Source organism: Halomonas sp. 3F2F (genome assembly GCF_014897805.1).
Lineage (GTDB): Bacteria > Pseudomonadota > Gammaproteobacteria > Pseudomonadales > Halomonadaceae > Vreelandella.
This window is the reverse complement of record NZ_JABUZE010000148.1, coordinates 1-24,551: the sequence shown is the minus strand read 5'-3', so window position 1 is coordinate 24,551 and position 24,551 is coordinate 1. Positions and strand designations below refer to the sequence as shown.

Below are 24,551 nucleotides of genomic sequence, written 5' to 3'. Positions count from 1 at the left end.
CACCTCGCATCAGCAGGTGGTGCGAGGTGGCTTATTAGGTAGGCAATGGGTAGCTGGACCTGCTCGATCAGACGGAGCTCTCGCCCCGACGGGTCGCCTCATCCAGGCGAATAATAGTGTGCGCATTGGAGGCGCTTGTAGCGAGGGTATCAATCACTCCAGTACGCAGCGCCCCAAGAATACCCACCGCCTTGGTGTTTTCGCTGGCAATGGCAATAACATCGGGCACTCGGGTCAGATCCTGAATACTCAGACCAATAACCCGGCCCTGCATAGGCGTAGCAGAGGGGTGACCATGAATATCGATAAAGTCGTAGCCCATCACGTCGCCAACGGTACCAGAGAGTCGCGCCTCGGCAATCTCTTGGGGAGTGAACCAACCCATGCGCACCATGTTACTGTTTTCGCTAACATCGCCAACGCCAATCAGTGCTATATTGGCACGGCGAGCACGATCAAGGGCCTGACGCACGGTCGGGTTTTCATAGATAGCATCACGCAGCTCGCTATTCTGCACCAGTGCCGGTGCGTAGAGGGTTTCACTTTCCGCTCCGAACTTGCTCGCCATGCGCCGACAGATATGGTCCGGATTCATGTACTCCCCTGCCCTTAGCGAGCCACCGATAGCGCAAACGAAAGACACGTTAAGCGGCTCGGCACCGAAGATATTGTCGGCCACCGCCCCGACATTACGCCCCATACCCACAGCAACGATCTGACCATCGGTCAAGATGCGTGAAAGATAGTCAGCCACCAGGCTGGCCACCGAAGAGCGCTGAATGTCCGGATCGGCGTTATCCAAAGCGATCAGGGCGCGCTTCAGACCAAAGCGACGCTTCAGCTCGAACCCAATCTCAGCGCTGACTGCTGGATGCTGACGCACCCGCACATCCACGATCCCCTCCGTCTGGGCGCGCTTGAGCAGGCGACCCACCCGGATCCGGGAAAGTCCGAGCCGATTGGCGATCACTTTCTGAGTCTCGCCCTGCACATAATAGAGAGTGGAGATCTCAGTCATCAAATCGATATCAGCGGTGTCTTGGCGCTCATTCATCCTATTAATCCCATCGCGTTTTCTGATGGGTGCTAGCATACATTAAAAAAGCAAGGCCCCCGCACAGGACGGAAGCCTTGCTATTCATATGAAGAACCCTAGATCAATCACACTGCTTCAATATCGGTATCAGGCAACGGGTGATCAGTGCCAGTGACTTGGCACCGGCATCCACGGTGCCCAGGCTTTTCTCGGCCAGCGGCCTTGCGCGCCCGACCTTAGGCAACAGCTCAGCAGTGGCCTCAGCAGCTTCTTCTGCCCGCCTAGATGCCTTCTCCCAGGCGACAACAACCCCACCCCCTAATACCACCGATGCGGACAGGGCATCTGAAAACGGCACCATCACATCGACCAGAGTCTTATCACCGAGCTTAGCCTTACCGAAACTCATGACATTGTCACTAGCAGCCGAGACTCCCGCTGCCAGGCGCCTTGCATCCAGCGGGTACTCGTTGCCCAGAGCCTCGCCAACCGAGGTGAGGATCACTCGCCAGATTGCTCCAGAGGTGCCGCCCGCTTTGTCAGCCCAGCGCGCGCCTGCCAAGCGCAGGACGGTTTCGGCACCCGCGCCATCACTTTGAGCTTGCCTGGCTGCCTCCAGGCAAGCTTTGCTGCCCCGCTGCATTCCGATACCATGATCACCATCACCGGCGACTGCATCAATACGCCCAAGCATCTCGGCATTTTCATCAACCGTTTTGGCAAGCGCCTCAAGGGCCGCCACCACGCCGCCCGCCAACTCTTTGGAGGCTTGACTGGCAACGGGCATCTCATCCTGAGCCACAATTTCCATTTCTGACACATCAATTGATTCGGCGCACTTCACACTACCCTTGCGGTAACCCGGCGCGTCTGCTGGCGCCACCCAAAGTCGCTCCATAGTGTCATCAAGCCATAGCAACGTCAGTGACACGCCCGCCATATCCAGGCTAGTGACCAGCTCTCCCACATCTGGCTCGACGATCCGCAATCCAGCTTCATACAGCAGCTCATCCACGCGCCGATAAACCACGAAGAGCTCTTCATATTTGATGGTACCCAGCCCGTTGAGGATCGGCGCCACTCGGGCGCCCGCAATACTCACCCCCTCCGGCAGCTCATCGAGAAGTCGGGCAACCAGCATCTCCGCCAACCCATTAGCAGTTGGCACATCAGCCTCATCAATCCCCGGCTCACCATGAATACCCAGACCAATAGCCATCTTGCCTTCAGGTACGTGAAACAGTGCGTCGCTCGCACCCGGTAGGGTACAGCCATCGAAGGCAACACCGAAGGAACGCGTGCGATGATTAGCTTCGCGCGCTACGGCCACGACCTCGCCCAGGTTGCCACCCTCTTCGGCAGCCGCAGCGGCGACCTTAAAAACAGTCAGGTCGCCAGCAATGCCACGCCGCCTGTCGATTTCACTGAGTGGCGCGCTGGCCACGTCATCGGTAATGGTCACAATCTCGCAGGGAATACCTTCTGCAATCAATCTTTCGCGCGCCTCCCCAAAGTGGAGAACATCACCTGCATAATTACCAAAGGTCAACAAGACGCCACCGCCGTTGTTCGCCGCCTTGGCCACTGAATAGACCTGCTGTGCCGAAGGCGAGCAGAACAGATTACCCATGACAGCACCATGGGCAAGACCCTGCCCGACCAGACCAGCGAAGGTCGGGTAGTGCCCACCCCCTCCCCCAATCACTACCGCCACTGTGCCAGGTTCGCTACGAGTACTGCGCACAACCCCGCCAGGCACAGCCATCAATCTGTCGCGATGAGCGGCCACCAGCCCGAGGCGGGCTTCTTCAGGGAAGTCACTAGGGTCATTGAACAAGCGTGTCATGGAAACGTGCCTCTTTAGTTAAAGGCCAGCCGGTGCCCATAGAGCTCGCCACCGACTAGCTATAATTGTTGTTGATTGACAAGAGTCAGTGCCTTGCACCATCTAGGCGCGACTCATACTCCTTGATTCTTTCCACCTTCGACGCCGAAGCTCCGCCAGCAAATGATTTAGCGAGGAAGGTCGTGACGATCTCCTTGGCTAACTCCGCCCCCACGACGCGAGCCCCTAGGGTGACAATCTGCGCATCATTGCTGGTGCGCGCCTTGCCAGCAGAGTAGGTGTCGTGCGCTTGGGCGGCACGAATTCCCGGCACCTTATTGGCCGACATGGCAACACCGATGCCAGTGCCGCATAGCAGGACACCGCGATCAAACCGCCCCCCCTGGATAGCCGTCGCCACTTCAAAGGCCACGTCAGGATAAAGAATCGGCTCCGCATTGAAAGTACCAAAATCCTCAACCTGATAGCCAAGATCGCGCAAATGAAGGACTAGGACCTTCTTGAGCTCGAAGGCTGCCTCATCACCTCCGATGGCGACTTTTAAAGCAGGCTTCGTGTTGACGTCAGACATGAATGCTCTCCATTAATAATTGTAGGGGGGTCAATCCCGGCCTTGCGTACTGACCGATGAAAGCCAATCTACCACTAAGCGAGCATTTGCAAACATACTGATCATGAGATCGATCACCAGCAAAAGTTATAAAACCGCTCAACGCGAAGCACTCATTAAAAATAAAACACTGTAATTAATCATTTTTTTGAAATTAAAGTGACTTTTTTTATCATTTATAAGCCTTTAGTCTATCTTCAAAATCACTTGCAAAGTCAGGATTGTTTGACAAATAGCAATTAAATACACAATCATTTGATCATCATTGGTTCATAAATACAAAGCACTGGAGGCCGCATGTCACAGCTTGATTCCTTACGTCACCATTCCCTGGTCGTCGCCGATACAGGCGACCTGAGTGCTATACGGCGCTACAAGCCCCAGGATGCCACCACCAACCCCTCTCTAATTCTCAAGGCGTTCGAGCTCCCCGATTACCAGCCGTTGATCGATACGGAGCTGGCGGCACTCCGAGCCCAGAGTGGTGGGCGCCAGGCTCAGGCCGAGCAGGCCGTGGATCGGCTTGCCGTTGCCATGGGCAGCGAAATTGCCAGGGTGGTGCCGGGGCGGGTATCCACGGAAGTCGCGGCACGCCTTTCCTTTGATGAGGAGGCCAGTGTCCGCAAAGCTCATGAGTTGATCGAATACTACGACCAGCGCGGCGTAGGGCGAGATCGTGTGCTGATCAAGCTGGCCTCCACCTGGGAAGGCATCCGCGCCGCCGAGCGGCTGGAGCGTGAAGGTATCCAGTGCAACCTGACACTACTATTCAGCGATGCCCAGGCCCAAGCCTGCTTTGATGCCGGTGTTTTTCTGGTCTCGCCCTTTGTGGGCCGGGTCACCGACTGGTACAAGAAAGAGACCGGCCAGAAATACTCCTCCGAGGAAGACCCTGGCGTACAGTTTGTTAGCGGAGTCTGTCAACGGGTCAACCAGGGTGGCTACGATACCGTGGTGATGGGGGCAAGTTTCCGCACAACAGGACAGGTTTTGGCGCTGACGGGCTGCCCGCGACTGACGATTTCTCCTGCATTGCTGGAGGAGCTGGCAGGCACCCAGGGGGAAGTGACCAGAGCGATTGCCGAGGAAGGCGGCCAGGGCGCGCGCCCGGCACCAATTGGAGAACCCGAGTTTCGTTGGGGGCATAACCAGAATGCCATGGCCAACGAAAAACTGGCCGAGGGCATCCGCCGCTTTGCTGAGGATCAGGCGCATCTTGAAGCCCTGATCGCCGAGCGCCTCTCCTCTTCCCATTGATAATAAGAACACTGCACAGGAACATTGATATGCCAACCCGTTTTGAGCTGGCCAATGCCATTCGCGCCCTTTCCATGGATGCTGTTCAGAAGGCCAAATCTGGCCACCCTGGCGCGCCTATGGGCATGGCTGATATCGCCGAGGTGCTGTGGAATGACTACCTCAAGCACAACCCCGAAGATCCCAAATGGGCTGATCGCGACCGCTTCGTGTTGTCTAATGGCCACGGCTCAATGCTGCTTTATTCGCTGCTGCACCTCAGCGGCTATGAATTAAGCCTGGAACAGCTGCAGAACTTCCGCCAGTTGCATTCGCCCACGGCTGGCCACCCCGAATTTGGCTACGCACCAGGCATCGAAACCACCACCGGCCCACTGGGCCAAGGGTTCGCCAACGCCGTTGGTTTTGCGCTTGCTGAAAAAACGCTGGCCGCGCAGTTTAATCGCCCTGGCCACAACATTGTTGATCACCATACGTGGTGCTTCCTGGGTGACGGCTGCTTAATGGAAGGCATCTCCCATGAAGCCGCATCGCTGGCAGGTACTCAGCAGCTTGGCAAGCTGATTGCCCTGTATGATGACAACGGCATCTCTATTGATGGCGAGGTGGAAGGCTGGTTTACCGACGACACCGCTAAGCGCTTTGAAGCGTACGGCTGGCACGTGGTGCCGAACGTCGACGGTCATAAGCCGGAAGAGATCAAAGCGGCTATTGAATTAGCCAAGAGCCACGACGATAAGCCGAGCCTGATTATCTGCAAAACAATCATTGGCTTTGGCGCACCTAACAAACAGGGTAAAGAAGAGGCACACGGTGCACCCTTAGGTGACGACGAAGTGGCCCTCGCCCGTAAGCAACTCGGCTGGGAACACGCACCGTTCCATATCCCCGAGCCCGTGTACTCTGCTTGGGATGCCCGTAACGCTGGCAAAACCCGCCAGCAGGAGTGGGATGCCCGCTTCGCCCGTTATGCCGAAGCATTCCCAGCCGAAGCCAAAGAGTTTGAGCGCCGCATGAAGGCGCAGCTACCGGCAGAACTTTCAACCGCTGCGCTCATTGAGCAGGCGCAAGAGAAAGGTGAAAGCATTGCCTCTCGCAAGGCCTCTTTTGAAGCGTTGAATGTTATCGGCCCGCAAATGCCTGAGCTGCTCGGCGGTAGCGCCGATCTTGCGCCGTCTAACTTGACCTTCTGGAAGGGCGCCAAAGCCATCACGCCGGAAGACGCTAGCGGCAATTACCTGCACTACGGGGTACGTGAGTTCGGCATGGGCGCGGTGATGAATGGTATCGCCCTCCACGGTGGTTTCGTTCCGTATGGCGCGACCTTCCTGATTTTCATGGAATACATGCGTAACGCCGTGCGGATGGCCGCGCTGATGGGCCAACAAGCCATTTATGTATTTACCCATGACTCTATTGGTCTGGGCGAAGATGGTCCCACCCACCAGCCGATTGAGCAGCTGACCAGCCTGCGCACAACGCCTAACCTGAACACATGGCGCCCCTGTGACGCGGTTGAAACAGCGGCTTCCTGGGATGCAGCGGTGAAGCGTCACGCCGGCCCCACCGCGCTGGTGCTCTCGCGCCAGAACCTGCCTCATCAGCAGCGCACCAAGGCGCAACTAGCGGCCATTCAGCGTGGTGGTTACATTTTGAAAGACAGTGACGGTACGCCCGAGCTGATTTTGATTGCTACCGGCTCTGAAGTATCGCTTGCCATGGACGCCGCAGCAGAACTAGAGCAGCAAGGTAACGCAGTGCGCGTGGTTTCCATGCCGTCAACCTACTGTTTTAATGGCCAAGACGCGGAATACCGTGAAAGTGTACTGCCCAAAGCAGTCACCAAACGGATTGCGATCGAAGCGGGCCATGCCGACTACTGGTACAAGTACGTTGGCCTGGATGGACGTGTTATCGGTATGACCACCTACGGTGAGTCTGCACCTGCGGGCGAACTGTTCAAACATTTCGGCTTTACGATCGAGAATATATTAAGCGAAGCAGAGGAAATACTAAGGAGCTAGTAAGAAAGCGTTAAACAACTTTCCAATCTAGGGCATGGCTAGCATTACAATAAAAGCCATGCCCTATTAAACATTAATCTTCGTCATCATCACCGCGCATACGCGCCTGACGATCAGCCTCTTCCTCAATGGCATCATCAATCACTTCCAATAGCTCATCGACATTGGCTATGTGGCTATCAAGCTCAAAATGGCCAGTCAGCTTGCTATCAGGGTGTAGCTTGCCTGCTTCATACAAGGCCCACATTTCTTTACCGTAGTGGGTAGTCAGTAGCTCGGGGGCAAAACGACCGAAGTAGGCGCGCATATTATCAACATCGCGCTCCAGCATTGCCGCCGCGCTGTTGTTACCCGCCGCATCCACCGCCTGGGGCAAATCGATAATCACCGGCCCTTCGGCGTCAACCAGCACGTTGAATTCAGATAAGTCGCCATGGATCAAACCTGCGCACAGCATTCGCACTACGTCTTGAATCACTTTGGCGTGATAGCGCAGCGCTTGCTCCTCGGTTAGGGTCACTTCGTCCAAACGTGGCGCTACGTTTCCCTCGGCATCGCTGATCATTTCCATGAGCAGTACGCCATCAACAAAACCATGTGGCTCAGGCACACGCACATCGGCGGCAGCAAGACGATATAGCGCATCGACTTCCGCATTCAGCCACGCCTGCTCCTGCTCTTTTTGACCGTAGCGAGTCTTTTTGGCCATGGCGCGCGAACGACGACTATTGCGCTCCTTGCGCCCTTCCTGGTATTGCACGGCCTGTTTAAAGCTGCGCTGTTTAGCTTCTTTAAAGACTTTGGCGCAACGTACTTCTTCACCGCAGCGCACGACATACACCTGCGCCTCTTTACCACTCATTAACTGCACCAGCACCTCGTCGACCATTCCATCATCGACCAGGGGCTGTAATCGCTTAGGGATTTTCATGGTTAGCTGCGTCGGCTCCTCTTTACTATCTGTGCACAATCATTAATCGATCAATAGCGAATACGGCGGACGCGGAAAGCGCGCCCTTTAAGCTTGTCACGTTCAAGTTTGGCCTGGGCTTTTTGAACAGCCCCATGCTCCACCGCTACATAGGCACTGCGGGCCAGCACTTTAATTTTGCCTACCTGATCACCACGCAGGCCACCTTCGCTGGTTAGCGCCCCTAGGATATCCCCCGGGCGCAGTTTGTCTTTCTTACCACCCGCCAACTGCAGTGTTGCCATAGGCGGTTCAAATGGCACTGAATGCTGGGGTTTGGGCAAGGGTTCGGTGGTAATCGGTTGTTCTAGCAAGCCTTCCAACCGCTCCAGCCGATAATGCTCCTTAGGTGTGACCAGCGTACAGGCAATGCCGCTAGCCCCTGCGCGCCCGGTTCGCCCTACTCGATGCACGTGAACATCAAGCTCACGGGCAATCTGATAATTAAACACCGCATCTAATTGAGCAATATCTAAACCGCGCGCAGCAACATCCGTTGCTACTAGAATAGACGCACTTTGGTTAGCAAATAGAATTAGGCGACGATCACGATCTTTCTGCTCTAAGTCACCGTTGAGCGCCACGGCACTAAAGCCGGCATCCACCAGTTGCTCAGCCACCGCCTGAGTTTCGCGTTTAGTGTTGCAGAACACCACGCTGGTCGCTGGCCGATAAACCAGTAGCAGCTGTTGAAGGGCCGCGAAACGCGCCTCTTCATTGGCAACGTCATAGAAGTGTTGATCAATAGTAGTGGCATCATGAACCTCGGCCACTTTGACCATCACTGGCTCACGCATAATGCCGCGGGTCATAGCAGTCAGGCCACCTGACGCCTGATCGTCTGGGAATGTCGCACTAAACAGCAGCGTTTGGCGATCCGCTGGGGTCTCATCAATGATCGCATCAATGGTGTCTTGAAAGCCCATATCGAGCATACGATCGGCTTCATCAAGTACCAAGGTGGTAAGCGACCCCAGTGTCAACGAGCCTTTGCGTAAATGCTCGTCGATACGTCCCGGCGTGCCTACGACAATATGCGCACCATGTTCCAAGGAGCCTAACTGCGGCCCAAACGGCGCTCCGCCGCATAGGGTAAGCACTTTAACGTTGGGCAACCCACGCGCCAAACGGCGTAGTTCTTCGGCCACCTGGTCGGCGAGCTCTCGGGTGGGGCACAGCACAAGGCCCTGTACAGCAAATGCTTCTACGCGTAACTCAGCCAGCAGTGCCAAGCCAAAGGCAGCGGTTTTCCCCGACCCCGTTTTGGCCTGAGCCAACACATCACGCCCCGCCAACATCGGTGGCAGGCTTTGCGCCTGCACAGGCGTCATTGCGTGATAGCCAAGGGAATCTAAGTTGCTTAAAAGCGCAGGAGAGAGCGCCAGCGATGCAAAAGAAGTGTCAGACACAAAATTATCCTGAAGGGGCTATATTGCCCAGCAAACCTATAATGTGAAGCACCATACCAGAAAGCGCCAATCTATGCCTTGGCAAGGATAGGCGAACGGTACAACATGGGTGGTTGCTAGCCCCATAGATGAGTGGTTGCTAGTCCCATAAATAGTAGATCAGAGATTAGGAAAGAGTCGTTGCTAGCGCTGCAAAACGCCCCTGGCATAACGCTGCTAAGTCGTTCGGAGCAAGCTCAATCTCCAGCCCACGTCGCCCCGCACTTACATACAGTGTCGAAAATGTCTGCGCCGAATCGTCGATAAACGTAGGCAGACGCTTTTTCTGGCCCAGCGGGCTAACACCACCAAGCACATACCCCGTGGTCCGTTCCACATCACCTGGCGCCGCCATTGACGCTTTTTTCGCCCCTGCCGCTTTAGCAATTTGCTTTAATCCCAGTTGGCTGGTGACCGGTACAATACCAACTGCCAACTGCTTACCATCCAGGATAACTACCAAGGTTTTAAACACTTGCTGAGCGGCAACACCCAGTTTTTCAGCTGCCTCCAGCCCGTAAGATTGCGCAGCAGCATCGTGTTGATACTCATGGATCTGAAACGCAATTCCCGCGTGTTTCGCGCTATTAATCGCCGGTGTCATGGAATTCTCTTAAGTTAACATCGTCAGCTCGTCTGGAAAGGACACTTCTCTCTGCTAAGCTTAATATCGTGATTGGTTAAAGGAAGTCAACTAGACAGGAGTCGACCTATGAAAGCAACTTCCAAAGCACAGCAGAAAGCTGCGGGAGCGGCGCTTTCTGCCAAGCGTGGTGAAACAAAGCCTAGTGAACTTTATGATTCCTCTAAAGACATGTATGACTCAATGAGCGAAGAGGAACTTGAAGAGATGGCAAGCACCCAGCGCAAAGGTAAGCCTCAAAAGAGAGCAAACGACTAAACGCCTATCGGCAACGGCTCAGGTTGAGGCAGCGCTGTCACTGCTGCCTATTCTGCTGCTAATAAATTAAGTTACCAATGTAATGCTGGTCACTGCACGCAGATTACGCTGTTTGCAGTGCTGTTCTACACTTTCAACAATCTCCTCCGCATCATTGATTTGTTGCATATCCAGTTGAATATCAACCATTAAGAAGCTACCAACCTGAGCTAAACGTACGTCGTCATTGGCAATATCGAAGTCTGCCACCTCTTGTACTACGTCCTGGCGAACGCTACCCAACGGCTCGCCAAACATCAATTCGCGCAGCGCGCCACGCATCATGCGAATAGGCATCGGCAAGAAGTATCCGGCGATAATCAGCACCATCACAGGATCGGCAAAACGCGCCAGATGAGCCCAAGGGGTCAGCGTTAATCCCCATGTGAGCGCAAAGCCCAGCATCACAGCGGCACTCAGCCATGTGTCCATTTGCCACTGACGCAGCTCGGCAGCCAGCAGTGAAGAGCGCGCAATTTGGGCATAACGGCTCAACCACCACCAGGTCAGTAAACAGCCTGCCACATTCACCACGCCAAACATCAACGCAAGATCTAACGTTACCAGCCGCCCGCCTTGCGCAAGACTCCACACAGCAGACACCATTGAGAACAGGCACACTAACGCGATCACTACGCCTTTAAGCAGCACAGCCAGCGGCTCTACGGTCAGCCGCCCAAAGGGGTAATGATTATCTGCCGGTTTGCGCGCCTGCTTTAACGCAAACAACGACAGCGACGCCAGCACTAAACTTAATAGCGAATAGCCACTATCGAATAAAATAGTAATTGATCCACTGGCAAGCCCGAGTGCAAGGCCGGTAAAGGCAAACAGGCTGGCAGAGACAGCAGAAAATCTGAGCGCACGGCGCTCGGCGACAAAGGGGGTCACGCGAAATACTCCAGTAAAGTATGTTAAACCCAACGCATCATAGTGAGTACACTAACGTTTCACCAATCGCTCAGTGCCAACTTTCTTGGCTCTCAATGGAGTAACCCATGCGCGCAGAACAAGTGCAGGCGTTTATTGACGTTACTGAACATGGCTCCTTTGCGGCGGCCGCGCGACACACAGGGATAAAACGCAGCACGCTAAGTGCCACAGTAAATGCCTTGGAAGATAGTCTTGGGGTCGTGCTGTTTGAGCGCTCAGGCAATAGCCTACAGCTCACTGCAGTAGGTGAAAGCGTGTTGCCGGACTGCTACCGACTGCTGACAAGTGCCAGCCGAATCAAAAAACACTGCCAACAGCACCTGCAAGGCGTAGAAAGCCAGCTGTGCATTGCCAGGGATGATGCATTGCCCGAAGCATTTTGGCGACAAGTCATGCACGATTTAAAGCAGCGCTATCCGCTTACGGCCATCTCGGTATATTTATTACCTCCCCAAGAGCACCCACAGTTCGTCCTTCGCCAAACCGTTGATATCGCCTTTGGGTTGTATACCGCTGAGGGTGCCGACGTAAATGCCAGTAACCTTGCACCGGTGAGCATGTGCCTAATAGCGGCAACGTCGCACCCGCTAAGCCGCTTGCCCAGCGTTACCCGCGATGATCTCGCCCAATATACTCAGGTGTGCTTAACCTATGAGCAGGGCGATAAACTAGTCAGTGAGGCACTTTTTTCGACAAATTACCTCGGGCTGACCATGTTCGAGGTCATTCGCGATGCCGCCATCAATGGCACTGGCTGGGCACTGCTACCCTACCCATTGGTGAAAGAAGCCATAGAAAGCCATCAGCTTTGCGCGCTAAATCATGATCTCGCCCTGGACAGCCACTATTATCGCTACGTAGAAGGAGAAAGCCTGGGAGTGGTAGCCACCGCACTGCTAACGAAAGTGTCACGCTTTTTAGGCACTACCCGTTGATGCTTTGTAATAACGTTGAAATAGAGCATTGGAAAAAATTGCTTATGCCTTCCACTCTGTTAAGGAACTTGTAAAAAAGTGCTACATAAGGAGATCAAAAGGACACGCTAGAGAACCGGCACAGGTGAGTGTCATCTAAGCGTAAAGTGCATCTGCCAGTGTCGATGTTGCCGTCAACTAAGGAGTAGTTTCCACGATGGTACGACTCGATAAGAAAGCGACTAGGCTGTATGTCCTAGACACGAATGTCCTTATCCACGACCCCGCCGCGCTCTACCATTTTGATGAGCACGACGTCGTTATCCCCATGACTGTACTCGAGGAGCTAGACAAGCATAAGAACGGCATCAGAGAGATTGCCCGCACAGCGCGGCAAATTAGCCGCACGCTTTCCGACTTAACCAATCAGGTCACCTTCGACGAAATCCAGAAAGGCATTCCTATTCCCCGCATCAGTGGTGAATCGGGCCGCCTACATTTTTTGTGCTACAACGACCTTAAACCCTTCGACTCCCTTGATGACAGCCCCGACAACCGCATTCTGGCGGAAACCTGCCGGTTACGCGATGAGCGTCCGGATGCTTCCGTCATCCTGATCACTAAAGACATCAACCTGAGGGTAAAAGCTGCCGCGCTAAAAGTGCCAGTGGAAGATTACCTGAATGATCGCGCCTATTCTGACAGCGATGCCATGATTGAAGGCGCACAGGTTTACGCCACTGCCGGACAGGATGGTGCTTCGCTGTGGGAAGCGCTCAATGTCGAGGTCACCGTTGAACGTGTCGACCACCACACCTTTTATCAGCTAAGTGGCAACATGCCTCGCCATTGGCATGTCGGCATGCTGGTGTCCGATAGCGAAAATGGCGCTGAGTTTGAAGCCATTGTCCGTGAGCTTTCACCGTCATCTGCCCGACTACAGCTACTTACCAACTACCGTCACCATGCGGGCGTATGGGGCGTTCATGCTCACGACAGTCGCCAAAACTTCACCCTCAATTTGCTGATGGACCCAGACATTGATCTGGTCACCATTGCTGGTAATGCAGGCACCGGCAAAACCTTTATGACACTCGCTGCAGCGTTCCAGCAAACACTGGACGCCAAACTATTTGAGCGCATTGTGTTTACCCGTGCGCCAATACCCATGGGTGAAGATATCGGTTTCTTACCGGGCACCGAAGAGGAGAAAATGTCGCCGTGGATGGGTGCCTTCCACGACAATATGGACAACCTGTTGCGTAATGAAGAAGGGGAATCTAGCTGGGATAATGGTGCTACTCGGCAGTTAATTGGCTCCAGGGTACAGATTCGCGCACCGAGCTTTATGCGTGGGCGTACCTTAAATGATACGTTCTTGATTATTGACGAGGCGCAAAACTTCACCCCCAAACAACTGAAGTCACTGGTAACCCGAGCGGGTCGAAATACCAAAATTGTCTGTTTAGGCAACGTGGGCCAGATCGACACGCCCTACCTCACCGCCAACACCTGTGGCATGGCTGCGGTTGTCGAACGATTTAGGGATTGGCCCCATGCTGGGCACATCACCCTGAAAAGCGTTGAACGTTCACGCTTGGCACTGGCTGCCGAAGAGCTGTTGTAACGTTTGCCGCAAAAACCCTACCGATTCACACTTCCACTAAACAACACCGCCCAGCTTTGCTGGGCGGTGTTGTTTAGTGGCTATTATTTACAGGTTCATTAATCCCGCGACTCGTGTCGCGTATCAACATTTTCGCTATTCCAGGGGTTTTCAACACCTACCGTGTCGGCAGCAAATGCCTGACGTTCGCCAAGTGAGCGAGCAGCCCCCACCGTTGTGTCGTTGCAGGTCTGGCGCTCCATTTCGCAGTTGAGTTCGGCACCAAACAGCACCACAAACGCTGACAGCCAAAACCACAGCATTAGCGCCACAACAGCACCAAGAGAGCCATACAGCTCACTAAAGGTAGAAAAGTACCGTACGTAAAGCGACAAGCCGCCTGAGCCTAGTAACCACATAGTGGTGGCAAACAGCGTGCCATAGCTTAACCAGCGCCACTGGGCAGAACGTCGATAAGGCGCGTAACGATACAGCAAAGCAATAAGCACGCTCATCAGTAACAACAGCGCGGGCCAACGCAGCCATTTCAAAACACTATCCACCGGTGGCTCAATCGTCAGCGCATCAACTACTATCGGCACAATGGCGATAAACCCCAGTGACACTAGCGTCATTATGATCAAACCAAAGGTCAACGATACCAGCACGACACCACGCAGTAATAACGGGCGCTTTTCGTGTTCGCCATACACTACGTTTAAGCCAATCACTAACACGGAAACGCTTTTCGATGCGATGTACATGGCCACTAACAGCCCCGCAAGCGCTGTCATCACATTGCCAGACTCCGTCGTCTCGACCACCTTTTGAGCCTGCTGATCAATCAAGTTTGCCGCATCCGGTGGCATAAAGCGGCTCATTTCGTAAAGCTGACGACCTGCCTCAATAGGATCAAACAGCAAACCCCAAAGAGAAATAACGGCGGCAATGGTCGGAAATAGCGCCAGCAGAGCATAAAAAGCGATGCCCGCGGCAAAGATAGTAATCCGGTCCCGACGTGCAGCACGCACTACACGCCAAATAATATCGAGCCACCCCTCACGAGGGATATCACCAGGTACGCCAGCTCTACGACCTCGGTACTGCTTACCCACTTAGCCCAACCGCTCGCTCAACCACTTGCCAATATCATTTACCTGCTGCGGGCATAGCGCATGCGCCATCGGATACTGGCGATAATTAACCGTGTAGCCCATTTCTTTTAGACGTTCAACACCACTGCGGCCCAGAGTTTCAGGAACGATGGGGTCGAAATTCCCATGATGTACTTCGATGGGTATATCACGATTGGATTCAGCTAAATCGATACTATCGGCCGTCGCAAAATAGGTCGACATGGCCAACAGTCCACCAAGAGGCTGAGGGAAAGAGAGGGCCGCCTGATAAGCGACTGCGCCACCCTGGGAAAAACCCGCTACGATAATACGACGACTGTCGATCCCTTGATCAATCTGTTCTTCAATCAGCGCCTGGATACGTTCAGCAGATGTTTTCAGCTGCACTTCATCTACCCGACGCCCTAAGTCCATAGCGAGAATATCGTACCACGCAGGCATCACCATGCCGCCATTAATAGTGACCGGCAAGCGCGGCGCATGGGGCATAATAAAACGCACATGTGCTGAGTCTGGTAGTGTCAGGGCTGGCACTAGCGGCTCGAAATCGTGCCCATCGGCACCCAACCCGTGAATAATAAACACGCACGCATCGGCGGGTTGACCATTTTGCGGTTCAATAATCAGTTCGCCTGGGGCTGTCATGGGCTCTTTCCTTGCTGACGTTAAAAGCGCCACCCTAGCGTAAAGTGACGCGTTGGGCGAGTCATTTGCCTGCTTAAAGCGGCCAAACCAGTGGAATAAGGGTTAAGGCAATGGCTCCCGTCAAAAGGTTTAAACCACCACCAACACGTAAGAAATCACTGACCCGGTAGCCGCCAGGACCATGCACCATAAGATTCGTTTGATAACCAATCGGCGTTAAAAAACTCGCCGAGGCAGCAAACATTACCGCCACCACGTAGGGCATCGGGTTAACCCCCAGGCTTTCTGCTGCTGCCATGATCACCGGAAAAATGATCACCGCAGCGGCATTATTGGTTACCAACTCGGTTAACATTGCCACGACGCAATACGTGGCAATTAATAGCAACAGCGGGTTACCCGCCACCAACGATAGAACACTGCCCGCCAGGAAATCCGCCGCGCCGGATGTTTGCAGCGCAGCCCCTACCCCGAAAGATGCTGCAATGGTCAGCAACACTTGCGTATCCAGGCCACGCTTAGCAGCGCCCACGGAACAACAACCGGTTAACAGCGCGAGCGCCGCGCCCAACATGGCAGCATTGAGCATACTTAAGACACCTAATGCCGCCAACAGCACCGCTCCCAACAAAATCGCCCAAGCCAGCGGGGCTTTTTCATGAACAGGCCGCGCTGAGCCGTTCAACTCGCTAATTAAAAGAAAGTCTTTCGATTGGCGATGGCGCTCAATGAACGGAGGGCGCGCTTCTAACAACAGCACATCAGCAGGTTGCAAACGGACTTGGCCTAAGTTGCCGGTTACCCGCTCACCGCCACGACAGATTGCTAACACAGCAGCGCCGTACAACGTTCTAAAACGGCCGTCACGAATCCGCTGTCCAATAAACTGACACTGGTTCGATACCACCGCTTCAACCAAGCGACGCTCTTTAAACTCTTTTTCCAAACTCGACGCCGCATCACGAGAAGGGATGAGTCCACGAATCTGCTGTAGCTCTACAGCGGCGTCCGAGGTGCCCACAAAAACGAGTCGGTCGCCTGCCTTTAGTTGCTCGCCTGGCCCCACCACACTCACCACATTACCTGCACGCTCAATTTCGACTAGAAAAAGCTCTTGAAGGTGGCGTAACCCAGCCTCTTCCACCGTACGATCAACCAGTACCCCTGCAGGATCAACTTCCATTTCGATAGTGAACTCGCGAGGGTTAGCAAACGCTTTCGACATCCCCTCTCGTGAGGGCAATAAGCGCGGCCCTAAGAAGATAAGATAAGCAAGACCCACCAGCGCAACAGGGACACCTACCCACGCTAAATCAAATAGCCCCATCTCAAGCGCGGGATAGCGCTCTACTAACAAACCATGCACAACTAAGTTAGTACTGGTACCAAACAGTGTAATGGTACCGCCTAGAATGGAAGCGAAGCTGAGCGGCATTAAAAGCCGTTGAGGAGAAAGCCTTAGTCGCCGACTCCAACTCATTACAGCAGGGATGTAGGTAGCCACTACGGGCGTGTTATTGAGGAAACCGCTCAGCGATGCCACGGGTAACAGCAGCCGAACAAGCGCACCCCGCTCACTGTTAGGACGACCCAGTACATAGCGAATAATCAGGTCAATGCCGCCCGTTTCACGAATACTGGCAACCAGCACATACATGAAGGCCACGGTGAACAAGCCACTGTTGGAAAAACCACCCAGCGCCTGCTGAGGATCAATGACCCCCAAGGTCATTAACACCACGACGGCACCAAGCAGAATAATGTCTGGCCCCAGTCGAGACAGTGTCATTAACGGGAAGATAGTCAGCACTACCCCCACGGCTATCCAAGCATCCAGCGACATATCCTGCATCCCTAACCTAAAATCTTAGGAGCATTGTACCACCTCGGAGATATTCTAAAAAGTTATTTTTAGAAACACAGTAAGAACAAAAAAGAATATAGGCGTGTGAAGTGTGCAGGATATTGACTAAGTAGCAACGAAAAAACCCCGCTTTCGCGGGGTTTTTTAGCATATTAGCGTTAGCCGCTAGCAGCGAACATCATCGTTTCTAATTAAAGAACTTTGATGTTAGAAGCCTGAAGGCCTTTTTTACCCTGAGTCACGTCGAAGGAAACCTTCTGACCGTCTTGCAGAGTTTTGAAGCCGTCAGCTTGAATTTCAGAGAAATGCGCGAACAGGTCGTCGCCATTGTCGTCCGGAGAAATGAAGCCGAAGCCTTTAGTGTCGTTAAACCACTTAACGGTACCAGTTGCCATGATCGAAATCCTCGATGTAGCTTGATGTAGAGCCGGGTAATACCCGAGTTGCAGTGGGTAGAACAAGAAACTTTCACCAGACTAAACGCTTGGGCGTTTCGATACTGCTGACAACGTTCGACTTGCTAACCAACTGCATTCAGCATGCGCTTAACTTAGCCGCACGTCAATACTATAGTTAAAAAAAATGTCAGGGTGATGACTAGTCCGCGGCCATCATCCACCCTGCCGCTTTTTCAGCAATCATTAAGGTAGGTGAGTTGGTATTACCGCTGGTAATGGTCGGCATAATACTGGCGTCCACTACTCGCAGACCGCTCACGCCCTTAACACGCAGCTTGGAATCCACCACGGCCCCCGGATCGTCATCGCGGCCCATTTTCGCCGTCCCGACGGGGTGAAAGATCGTGGTACCGATATCGCCCGCTAATTTGGCCAGCTCTTCGTCGCTTTGATACTGCACCCCAGGCTTAAACTCTTCTGGCTGATACTTAGCGAATGCCTGCTGCTCGGCAATTCGCCGCGTAACCCGTAATGAGTCTGCCGCCACCTTGCGGTCTTCTTGGGTACTCAGGTAGTTAGGCTCTATGGCGGGCGCCGTTTGTGGATCACGGTTTTTGATCCTTACCGAGCCACGGCTTGTGGGGTTAAGGTTGCAGACACTGGCAGTAATCGCCGGGAAGTCGTGTAACGGCTGGCCAAACGCATCAAGGCTTAATGGCTGTACGTGGTACTCGATGTTGGCGTGCTGATACTCGTCAGAACTGCGCGTAAAGATACATAACTGAGAAGGCGCCATGCTCATTGGCCCCCGACGTTTCAGCACGTATTCTAAACCAATCATGGCTTTACCCAACAGAGTACTGGCCATAGTGTTCAGCGTTTTTGCCCCTTTCACTTTATAGACGGAGCGAATCTGCAAGTGATCCTGCAAGTTTTCACCCACGCCAGGTAGCGCTGCCACCACATCAATACCGTGTTGTTGCAATAGCTCGGGCGCGCCAATACCGGAAAGCTGCAGAATCTGTGGCGAGCCTATTGCCCCTGCGCTCAACACCACTTCTTTATTGGCTGTCACGTTGATCGTTTTGCCTTCACGCAAAAGCTCTGCGCCTACGCAGCGCGGTTGGCCATCTTGCGGTTCAAATAGCAGACGATTGACGTGGGTGGAGTGCCAGATCGTTAGGTTGGTGCGCTGCTTGATCGGCCGCAAAAACGCTTTAGAAGTATTCCAGCGCCAGCCATTGCGCTGGTTGACTTCAAAATAGTTAACGCCTTCGTTATCACCACGATTGAAATCGTCAGTGCGCGGAATGCCCGCTTGCACCGCCGCTTCAGCGAAATCATCTAATACTTGCCAGCTTAAGCGCTGTTTCTCGATCCGCCATTCGCCACCATGACCATGATAACGGCGATGATCGGCATCGCCATCACTGCCTTCATCCAAACGGTGATGGTCTTCGTGTTTCATGAAATCTGGCAAGCAGTTCTCCCACCGCCAGGCGTCATCGCCAGTCAACTCAGCCCAGTGATCGTAATCGCGTGCCTGACCACGTAGATAAAGCATGCCGTTAATGCTGGAGCAGCCACCTAGCGTTTTACCCCGGGGGTAAATCAGTGAGCGGCCATTGAGCCCTTTGTCAGGCTCGGTACGAAACAGCCAGTCAGTGCGCGGGTTGTTGATGCAGTAAAGATAGCCCACCGGAATATGAATCCAGTGGTAGTTATCCGGCCCGCCCGCTTCAATTAGCAGCACCTTATTATTTGGATTAGCACTGAGTCTGTTAGCCATCAGGCACCCTGCGGTGCCTGCGCCGATCACAATATAGTCGAAGTTATTATTAGTAGCATGTGACATGTACGGGCTCCCGTAACGTAATGGCGTTACTTCGCCGTCGGCATCACAAACTCAGCGCCTGAATCAATAGAGTCTGACCAGCGCTGCATAATGGATTTCTGTTTGGTATAGAAGCGCACGCCCTCTTCGCCATAAGCATGCGTATCGCCAAACAGCGAACGCTTCCAACCGCCGAAACCGTGCCATGCCATGGGTACCGGAATGGGCACATTGATGCCGACCATGCCCACCTGAATACGGCGACCAAATTCCCGCGCAACGCTACCACTCTCAGTGAAGCAGCTCACGCCGTTACCAAATTCATGGTCATTGATCAGTTGAATGGCGGTGGCAATATCCGGCACCCGAATACAGGCCAGCACTGGGCCGAATATCTCTTCTTTGTAAATGGTCATCTCGGGGGTGACATGATCAAACAGAGTGCCGCCCATCCAGAAGCCTTCGGCACAGCCGTCGCCGGTTTGCGCGGCATCGAATTCTCGGCCATCCACCACCAAGTGTGCGCCTTCTTCTACACCTTTATTAATGTAACCGGTAATCCGCTCATGGGCCTGGCGGGTGACAATCGGGCCCATTTCCGCATCCAACTGCATGCCGTCTTTAACTTTCAGCGCCTTGGCACGTTCCGCCAACTGAGCCACCACGCCATCCGCCACATCGCCCACCAGCACCGCCACGCTGATTGCCATACAACGTTCACCCGCCGAACCGTAAGCAGCGCCAATCAAGGCATCCACGGCTTTATCCAGGTTGGCATCCGGCATTACTACCATATGGTTTTTAGCGCCACCCAGTGCTTGCACCCGCTTGCCATGCTTAGCGCCGCGCTCGTAAATCAGGTTAGCAATCGGCGTAGAACCAACGAACGACAACGCTTTAACATCCGGATGGTCGATCAAAGCTTCAACGCTGTCTTTATCGCCCTGAACCACGTTGAACACACCATCCGGCAGACCCGCCTGCTTGAGCAGATCGGCGATCATCAGCGAGGCGCTGGGGTCAAGCGGACTAGGCTTAAGAACAAAAGTGTTACCTGCAGCAATCGCCACGGGGAACATCCACATCGGTACCATGACAGGAAAGTTGAACGGCGTAATGCCAGCCACTACGCCCAATGGCTGGCGCATGGACCAGTTATCAATACCGGTGCTTACCTGCTCGGTATAGTCGCCCTTTAACAACTGAGGAATACCGCAAGCGAATTCAACGACATCAATCCCCCGGGCAACTTCGCCCTGGGCATCAGTAAACACTTTGCCATGCTCTTTAGTAATTGCTTCCGCCAACGCATCTTTATGGGTGTTGAGCAGCTCCAAAAACTTGAACATAACCCGTGCCCGACGAATGGGCGGGGTGTCGGCCCAAGTAGGAAATGCCGCTTTAGCGGCTTGCACAGCACTATCGACATCGTGTGCAGAGGCAAGCACCACGTTTCCGGTAACGTTACCCGTCGCAGGATTAAACACATTTTGAGAGAGACCCGAGCTTCCCTGGCTGATCTGCCCGTTAATGAAATGATTAATAGTGGTTGTTGTCATTTGGCTACCTTTATAAGCAGATTAAAATACCGAATTAAGTACTGACAGATTAACCAGCTCTGTGAGGCAATCAATTGAGTAATTTTTAACCTAGATATAAGCTTTTCAAATAACACAACGACAACAGGTGCTCGCTTATGCAAGAAAACTCAGCGCTACGGGCATTTGTAGCCGTCGCACGTACCGGCAGCGTTTCACGGGCAGCTGACCAGCTATGCCTGACTCAACCCGCCGTCAGCCTAAAGTTGAAGCAACTTCAGCAGCACTTAGGGTTAACCCTATTCAGCCGTCGCCCTCAGGGATTAACGCTAACCGCCGACGGCTATGCGTTATTACCCGCCGCAGAAAATGCCCTGGCCAGCGCCCTGGCCTTTGAGCAACGCGCTAGCGCTTTGCACAGTACCCTGCGAGGAAAACTAAAAATCGGCACGATTGTTGACCCGGAATTTATTCGCCTGGGTAAATTTCTCAGCCGATTGATGGCTAGTGCCCCTCAATTGGAAACCGAGCTGCATCACGGGATGAGTGGCAACGTATTAACGAAGGTAGAGCAAGGCGAACTGGATGTGGGCTTTTTTCTCGCCCCTCCCGGCGAAGGATCAGGAAGCGAAATCCTTGCTTGGCGTGAGCTGACCCACTTCCACTATCACGTAATTGCCCCAGCAGGCTGGGAAACCAAACTGTTAGATACTCGCTGGGAAGCTCTAGCCAAGCTTCCCTGGATAGTCACTCCCCCGGTCTCGGCGCACCACCGGCTGCTAGAGCACGTCCTAACCCCAAGCGGTGCCACGCCTAATAGGGTTGCCCAAGTAGACCAAGAAGCTTGTATGCTGGATTTAGTCCGTGCGGGAGTGGGTCTAAGCTTAGCCAGGGACGCACTGGCAATGGCCGAACGCCAGGAAAGCGGTTTGGCTGTAGCCGACAATGTTCGCCTGCCCTGTGCACTTAGCATGATATGGCGCAAAGAACGCGCTGCGGAGCCGACGCTCAAAGCAGCATTGGATACGTTAGACACAGTATGGCCTTACCGGCTGGGGTAGCGCATAGGTTATGTAAGGTATTAGCCAACGTTGCCACTAAGCGACTCTACATTGAGCGATAACTCACCACATCCACCGGAGTGCTTACCATGATTCGATTCCAGTTTTTTCGCCCCTTATCTCAGCCCTTAACGCTGTGTGTCATAGCTGCCGCAGGTCTCGCCAGCACGCCACTCCATGCTCAGTCTAATGCGGAAGCTACGTTTGCTGGCGGCTGTTTTTGGTGCATGGAACCTCCCTACGATAAGCAGCCCGGCGTCAGCGCCACCATCTCTGGCTATATGGGCGGCGAGCTTGAAAACCCTAGCTACGAGCAGATTTCTCGCGGTGGAACTGGCCATGTCGAAGTGGTGCAAATCAGCTACGACGACAGCCAAATCAGCTACGAACAGCTGCTAGAGATTTTCTGGCGCAATATTGACCCCTTCGCCGTAGACCGCCAGTTTTGCGACAGCGGTGACCAGTACCGCTCAGCCATTTTTTACCATAATGATGAACAACGAGAGCTCGCAGAAGCGTCGAAAGCTGAAATGGAAGCACGCTTTGACCAAGCCATCGCGACTGAGATAGCCCCTGCCAGCGAGTTTTGGGAAGCTGAAGAGTACCACCAGGATTACTATGAAAAAAATCCGCTACGCTACCGGTTCTATCGTTTGAGCTGTGGTCGAGACAATCGCCTGGAAGAGGTATGGGGCGAAGAAGCCGGTGGGCCGATATTTGAGTAGCCTCCCCTTTAGCGCGCAAGTTTAACGGAACATTTTTTACCGACGACTGCCCTAGAGGGAGCGCTGTAGTTAAGACGCTAACAATCAATTTGGGCAAACCGACGTTTTTCTACTAGAGTGGAGAATCAACATTAATAGACCAGTCGGCTATTAGCTGGTCTATTCTTTAACGCCCCGTTGATCAAAAGATAGGAGATCTTATGAGCAACAGCATCACCACCGTCAACCCAACCACCGGCGAAACGCTTGAGACTTATGCGCTAATGGATGCCAGCCATGCCAAGCAGATTGTCGAGGCTAGCCATGAAGCGTTTCTCGACTGGCGGCTTAAACCACTTGAACAGCGCGCTAAGGTAGTGAAAGCCATTGGCGAGGCGCTTAACGCCAATAAAGAAGAGCTTGCCGAACTGATGGTGAAGGAAATGGGCAAGCTACCCAACCAAGCCCGCCAGGAAGTCGAGCTTTGCGCAGGTATATGCGATTACACCGCGAAGCATGGCCCCACCACATTAGCTGACGAAGAGCGCAACCCCAGCAACGGCGAGCGTGGCATTGTTACTTACTCCCCCATGGGCGTTATCTATGGCATACAGCCGTGGAACTTCCCTGCTTATCAGGTAGTGCGTTACTCCATCGCCAACATTATGGCGGGTAATAGCGTGCTACTAAAACATGCTGAGAATGTCACTGGCAGTGGCCTACTGCTCGAAAAAATTTATCGTGAGGCTGGCCTACCGGAAAACGTTTTCCGCACGATCATTATCTCTCACGCCGTATCTGATGAGGTGATTGCACACAAGGCGGTTCGTGGCGTCACGCTTACGGGTAGTGATGGTGCAGGACGTAAAGTGGCGGCAAAAGCAGCCGAGCACCTGAAAAAAACCGTACTGGAATTGGGTTCAAACGATGCCTATCTGGTGCTGGATGATGCCGATCTCGATGTTGCCGTCAAAACCTGCGTCACTGGCCGAGTGTTTAATACCGGACAGACCTGCGTGGCTGCAAAACGCTTCGTGGTGACCGATGCCAACTACGAAGCGTTCAAAGCGCGTTTTGTGGAAAAAATGAAGGCGCTGAAAGTAGGCGACCCCAGGGCAGATGACACCGACCTAGGCCCCATGGCACGGGTTGACCTACGCGATGCTCTTCACGAGCAGGTGGAACAGAGTGTGCGTAAAGGCGCAAAAATCCTTTGTGGCGGCGAAAAGCCATCTGGCAAAGGCGCGTTTTACCCAGTAACCGTGCTGGATAACGTGACACCCGGCCAGCCCGCCTACGATGACGAGCTATTCGGACCCGTCGCGGCGCTTATTCGCGCTAAAGATGACGAAGACGCCATGCGCATTGCCAACGACAGCCGTTATGGCCTCGGCGGCGGCATCATCTCTAAAGATGTAAAGCGTGCTACTGAGCTTGCCAGCAAGTACTTCGACACCGGCATGGTGTTTATCAATGGCTTTGGCGTCGCTACCCCGGAAATGCCGTTTGGCGGCGTTAAAGACTCCGGTTATGGGCGAGAGCATGGCGGTTTTGGCATGCTTGAGTTCGTTAACGTAAAGTCGGTCATTGTTGTTAAAGAGTGAGGCGGTAAACGCTCAGAGTCATAGGTCATAAAAAGAGCGCGCCGCTAGCTTTCATCAGGCTAGCGGCGCTTTTTTGGTTACTAGTATTGTTATGGATTTTAGTGTTGTTCAGCGGTTCGGCGCTGCCAAAACTTCACTATTAAGTGCCTAACCGAAAGTTTTCGTGCATAATGTATGTAGGAT

Annotated in this window: 21 protein-coding genes; 8 read left to right on the top strand and 13 right to left on the bottom strand. The window is 53.6% G+C overall.

All coding sequences use genetic code 11. The features are described 5' to 3' along the window. Positions 1-67: 67 nt before the first annotated feature. From INT21_RS15830 to INT21_RS15820, 3 genes are all read right to left on the bottom strand, one after another. Positions 68-1,054 (bottom strand): sugar-binding transcriptional regulator, encoded by a 987-nt coding sequence (locus INT21_RS15830; protein ID WP_193085452.1) that lies wholly within the window; start codon positions 1,052-1,054, stop codon positions 68-70. A 103-nt stretch (positions 1,055-1,157) separates the two neighbouring features. Further along, positions 1,158-2,882, bottom strand: a complete 1,725-nt coding sequence (locus INT21_RS15825) for a dihydroxyacetone kinase family protein (protein WP_193085451.1) — start codon at positions 2,880-2,882, stop codon at positions 1,158-1,160. Positions 2,883-2,967: 85 nt separating this feature from the next. Continuing rightward, a complete protein-coding gene (locus INT21_RS15820; protein ID WP_193085450.1) occupies positions 2,968-3,453 on the bottom strand; it encodes an RpiB/LacA/LacB family sugar-phosphate isomerase in 486 nt (161 codons plus the stop codon). Between the two features lie 336 nt (positions 3,454-3,789). Between INT21_RS15820 and tal the strand changes: the two genes are divergently transcribed. Next, the gene (gene tal / locus INT21_RS15815; RefSeq protein ID WP_193085449.1) at positions 3,790-4,749 is read left to right on the top strand and encodes a transaldolase; all 960 of its coding nucleotides are present in this window, start codon (positions 3,790-3,792) and stop codon (positions 4,747-4,749) included. 29 nt (positions 4,750-4,778) lie between these two features. Further along, positions 4,779-6,773, top strand: coding sequence for a transketolase (gene tkt / locus INT21_RS15810; protein ID WP_193085448.1), 1,995 nt, complete (start codon positions 4,779-4,781; stop codon positions 6,771-6,773). A 73-nt stretch (positions 6,774-6,846) separates the two neighbouring features. Here tkt and INT21_RS15805 read toward each other — a convergent pair whose 3' ends face one another. The 3 genes from INT21_RS15805 to ybaK all read right to left on the bottom strand — a co-directional run bounded on the left by INT21_RS15805 (position 6,847) and on the right by ybaK (position 9,795). Continuing rightward, on the bottom strand, positions 6,847-7,704 hold the full coding sequence (locus tag INT21_RS15805; RefSeq protein WP_193085447.1) for a PA4780 family RIO1-like protein kinase: 858 nt from the start codon (positions 7,702-7,704) through the stop codon (positions 6,847-6,849). A gap of 50 nt (positions 7,705-7,754) precedes the next feature. Next, complete coding sequence (gene dbpA / locus INT21_RS15800) at positions 7,755-9,152, bottom strand: ATP-dependent RNA helicase DbpA (protein WP_120386514.1); 1,398 nt, start codon at positions 9,150-9,152, stop codon at positions 7,755-7,757. A gap of 166 nt (positions 9,153-9,318) precedes the next feature. After that, entirely contained in the window at positions 9,319-9,795 is a 477-nt protein-coding gene (gene ybaK, locus INT21_RS15795; RefSeq protein WP_193068509.1) for a Cys-tRNA(Pro) deacylase, read from the bottom strand. 108 nt (positions 9,796-9,903) lie between these two features. On the opposite strand from ybaK, the gene INT21_RS15790 reads away from it, so the two are divergent. Next, entirely contained in the window at positions 9,904-10,092 is a 189-nt protein-coding gene (locus INT21_RS15790; RefSeq protein WP_038477378.1) for a DUF3008 family protein, read from the top strand. Between the two features lie 66 nt (positions 10,093-10,158). On the opposite strand, the gene INT21_RS15785 is transcribed toward INT21_RS15790, so the two are convergent. Then, a complete protein-coding gene (locus INT21_RS15785; protein WP_193085446.1) occupies positions 10,159-11,022 on the bottom strand; it encodes a cation diffusion facilitator family transporter in 864 nt (287 codons plus the stop codon). Between the two features lie 107 nt (positions 11,023-11,129). On the opposite strand from INT21_RS15785, the gene INT21_RS15780 reads away from it, so the two are divergent. Both INT21_RS15780 and INT21_RS15775 read left to right on the top strand, forming a co-directional pair. Next, a complete protein-coding gene (locus INT21_RS15780; protein WP_193085445.1) occupies positions 11,130-11,999 on the top strand; it encodes a LysR family transcriptional regulator in 870 nt (289 codons plus the stop codon). A gap of 196 nt (positions 12,000-12,195) precedes the next feature. Beyond that, on the top strand, positions 12,196-13,605 hold the full coding sequence (locus INT21_RS15775; RefSeq protein WP_193085444.1) for a PhoH family protein: 1,410 nt from the start codon (positions 12,196-12,198) through the stop codon (positions 13,603-13,605). Positions 13,606-13,703: 98 nt separating this feature from the next. Here INT21_RS15775 and INT21_RS15770 read toward each other — a convergent pair whose 3' ends face one another. The 6 genes from INT21_RS15770 to INT21_RS15745 form a co-directional block, all read right to left on the bottom strand. After that, the gene (locus INT21_RS15770) at positions 13,704-14,699 is read right to left on the bottom strand and encodes a YihY/virulence factor BrkB family protein (RefSeq protein WP_193085443.1); all 996 of its coding nucleotides are present in this window, start codon (positions 14,697-14,699) and stop codon (positions 13,704-13,706) included. Further along, the gene (locus tag INT21_RS15765) at positions 14,700-15,365 is read right to left on the bottom strand and encodes an alpha/beta hydrolase (protein ID WP_193085442.1); all 666 of its coding nucleotides are present in this window, start codon (positions 15,363-15,365) and stop codon (positions 14,700-14,702) included. 73 nt (positions 15,366-15,438) lie between these two features. Further along, a complete protein-coding gene (locus INT21_RS15760; protein ID WP_193085441.1) occupies positions 15,439-17,208 on the bottom strand; it encodes an SLC13 family permease in 1,770 nt (589 codons plus the stop codon). A gap of 212 nt (positions 17,209-17,420) precedes the next feature. Beyond that, positions 17,421-17,624, bottom strand: a complete 204-nt coding sequence (locus tag INT21_RS15755) for a cold-shock protein (protein WP_009101184.1) — start codon at positions 17,622-17,624, stop codon at positions 17,421-17,423. A gap of 202 nt (positions 17,625-17,826) precedes the next feature. Next, positions 17,827-19,482 carry a GMC family oxidoreductase gene (locus INT21_RS15750; RefSeq protein ID WP_193085440.1) on the bottom strand — a complete coding sequence of 552 codons (1,656 nt, stop codon included), beginning with the start codon at positions 19,480-19,482 and terminating at the stop codon, positions 17,827-17,829. A gap of 26 nt (positions 19,483-19,508) precedes the next feature. Further along, the gene (locus INT21_RS15745) at positions 19,509-21,020 is read right to left on the bottom strand and encodes a CoA-acylating methylmalonate-semialdehyde dehydrogenase (RefSeq protein ID WP_193085439.1); all 1,512 of its coding nucleotides are present in this window, start codon (positions 21,018-21,020) and stop codon (positions 19,509-19,511) included. A gap of 137 nt (positions 21,021-21,157) precedes the next feature. Here INT21_RS15745 and INT21_RS15740 point away from each other — a divergent pair, with 137 nt between their 5' ends. The 3 genes from INT21_RS15740 to INT21_RS15730 all read left to right on the top strand — a co-directional run bounded on the left by INT21_RS15740 (position 21,158) and on the right by INT21_RS15730 (position 24,368). Continuing rightward, complete coding sequence (locus tag INT21_RS15740; protein WP_193085438.1) at positions 21,158-22,060, top strand: LysR family transcriptional regulator; 903 nt, start codon at positions 21,158-21,160, stop codon at positions 22,058-22,060. Positions 22,061-22,149: 89 nt separating this feature from the next. Next, positions 22,150-22,785, top strand: coding sequence for a peptide-methionine (S)-S-oxide reductase MsrA (msrA, locus tag INT21_RS15735; protein WP_193085437.1), 636 nt, complete (start codon positions 22,150-22,152; stop codon positions 22,783-22,785). Between the two features lie 200 nt (positions 22,786-22,985). After that, the gene (locus INT21_RS15730; protein ID WP_193085436.1) at positions 22,986-24,368 is read left to right on the top strand and encodes an NAD-dependent succinate-semialdehyde dehydrogenase; all 1,383 of its coding nucleotides are present in this window, start codon (positions 22,986-22,988) and stop codon (positions 24,366-24,368) included. Positions 24,369-24,551 lie beyond the last annotated feature (183 nt).

Coding starts and splice junctions, on each gene's coding strand:
- INT21_RS15830 (WP_193085452.1), bottom strand. CDS start 1,054: ATGAATGAGCGCCAAGACACCGCTGATATCGATTTGATGACTGAGATC.
- INT21_RS15825 (WP_193085451.1), bottom strand. CDS start 2,882: ATGACACGCTTGTTCAATGACCCTAGTGACTTCCCTGAAGAAGCCCGC.
- INT21_RS15820 (WP_193085450.1), bottom strand. CDS start 3,453: ATGTCTGACGTCAACACGAAGCCTGCTTTAAAAGTCGCCATCGGAGGT.
- tal (WP_193085449.1), top strand. CDS start 3,790: ATGTCACAGCTTGATTCCTTACGTCACCATTCCCTGGTCGTCGCCGAT.
- tkt (WP_193085448.1), top strand. CDS start 4,779: ATGCCAACCCGTTTTGAGCTGGCCAATGCCATTCGCGCCCTTTCCATG.
- INT21_RS15805 (WP_193085447.1), bottom strand. CDS start 7,704: ATGAAAATCCCTAAGCGATTACAGCCCCTGGTCGATGATGGAATGGTC.
- ybaK (WP_193068509.1), bottom strand. CDS start 9,795: ATGACACCGGCGATTAATAGCGCGAAACACGCGGGAATTGCGTTTCAG.
- INT21_RS15790 (WP_038477378.1), top strand. CDS start 9,904: ATGAAAGCAACTTCCAAAGCACAGCAGAAAGCTGCGGGAGCGGCGCTT.
- INT21_RS15780 (WP_193085445.1), top strand. CDS start 11,130: ATGCGCGCAGAACAAGTGCAGGCGTTTATTGACGTTACTGAACATGGC.
- INT21_RS15775 (WP_193085444.1), top strand. CDS start 12,196: ATGGTACGACTCGATAAGAAAGCGACTAGGCTGTATGTCCTAGACACG.
- INT21_RS15765 (WP_193085442.1), bottom strand. CDS start 15,365: ATGACAGCCCCAGGCGAACTGATTATTGAACCGCAAAATGGTCAACCC.
- INT21_RS15760 (WP_193085441.1), bottom strand. CDS start 17,208: ATGTCGCTGGATGCTTGGATAGCCGTGGGGGTAGTGCTGACTATCTTC.
- INT21_RS15755 (WP_009101184.1), bottom strand. CDS start 17,624: ATGGCAACTGGTACCGTTAAGTGGTTTAACGACACTAAAGGCTTCGGC.
- INT21_RS15750 (WP_193085440.1), bottom strand. CDS start 19,482: ATGTCACATGCTACTAATAATAACTTCGACTATATTGTGATCGGCGCA.
- INT21_RS15745 (WP_193085439.1), bottom strand. CDS start 21,020: ATGACAACAACCACTATTAATCATTTCATTAACGGGCAGATCAGCCAG.
- INT21_RS15740 (WP_193085438.1), top strand. CDS start 21,158: ATGCAAGAAAACTCAGCGCTACGGGCATTTGTAGCCGTCGCACGTACC.
- msrA (WP_193085437.1), top strand. CDS start 22,150: ATGATTCGATTCCAGTTTTTTCGCCCCTTATCTCAGCCCTTAACGCTG.
- INT21_RS15730 (WP_193085436.1), top strand. CDS start 22,986: ATGAGCAACAGCATCACCACCGTCAACCCAACCACCGGCGAAACGCTT.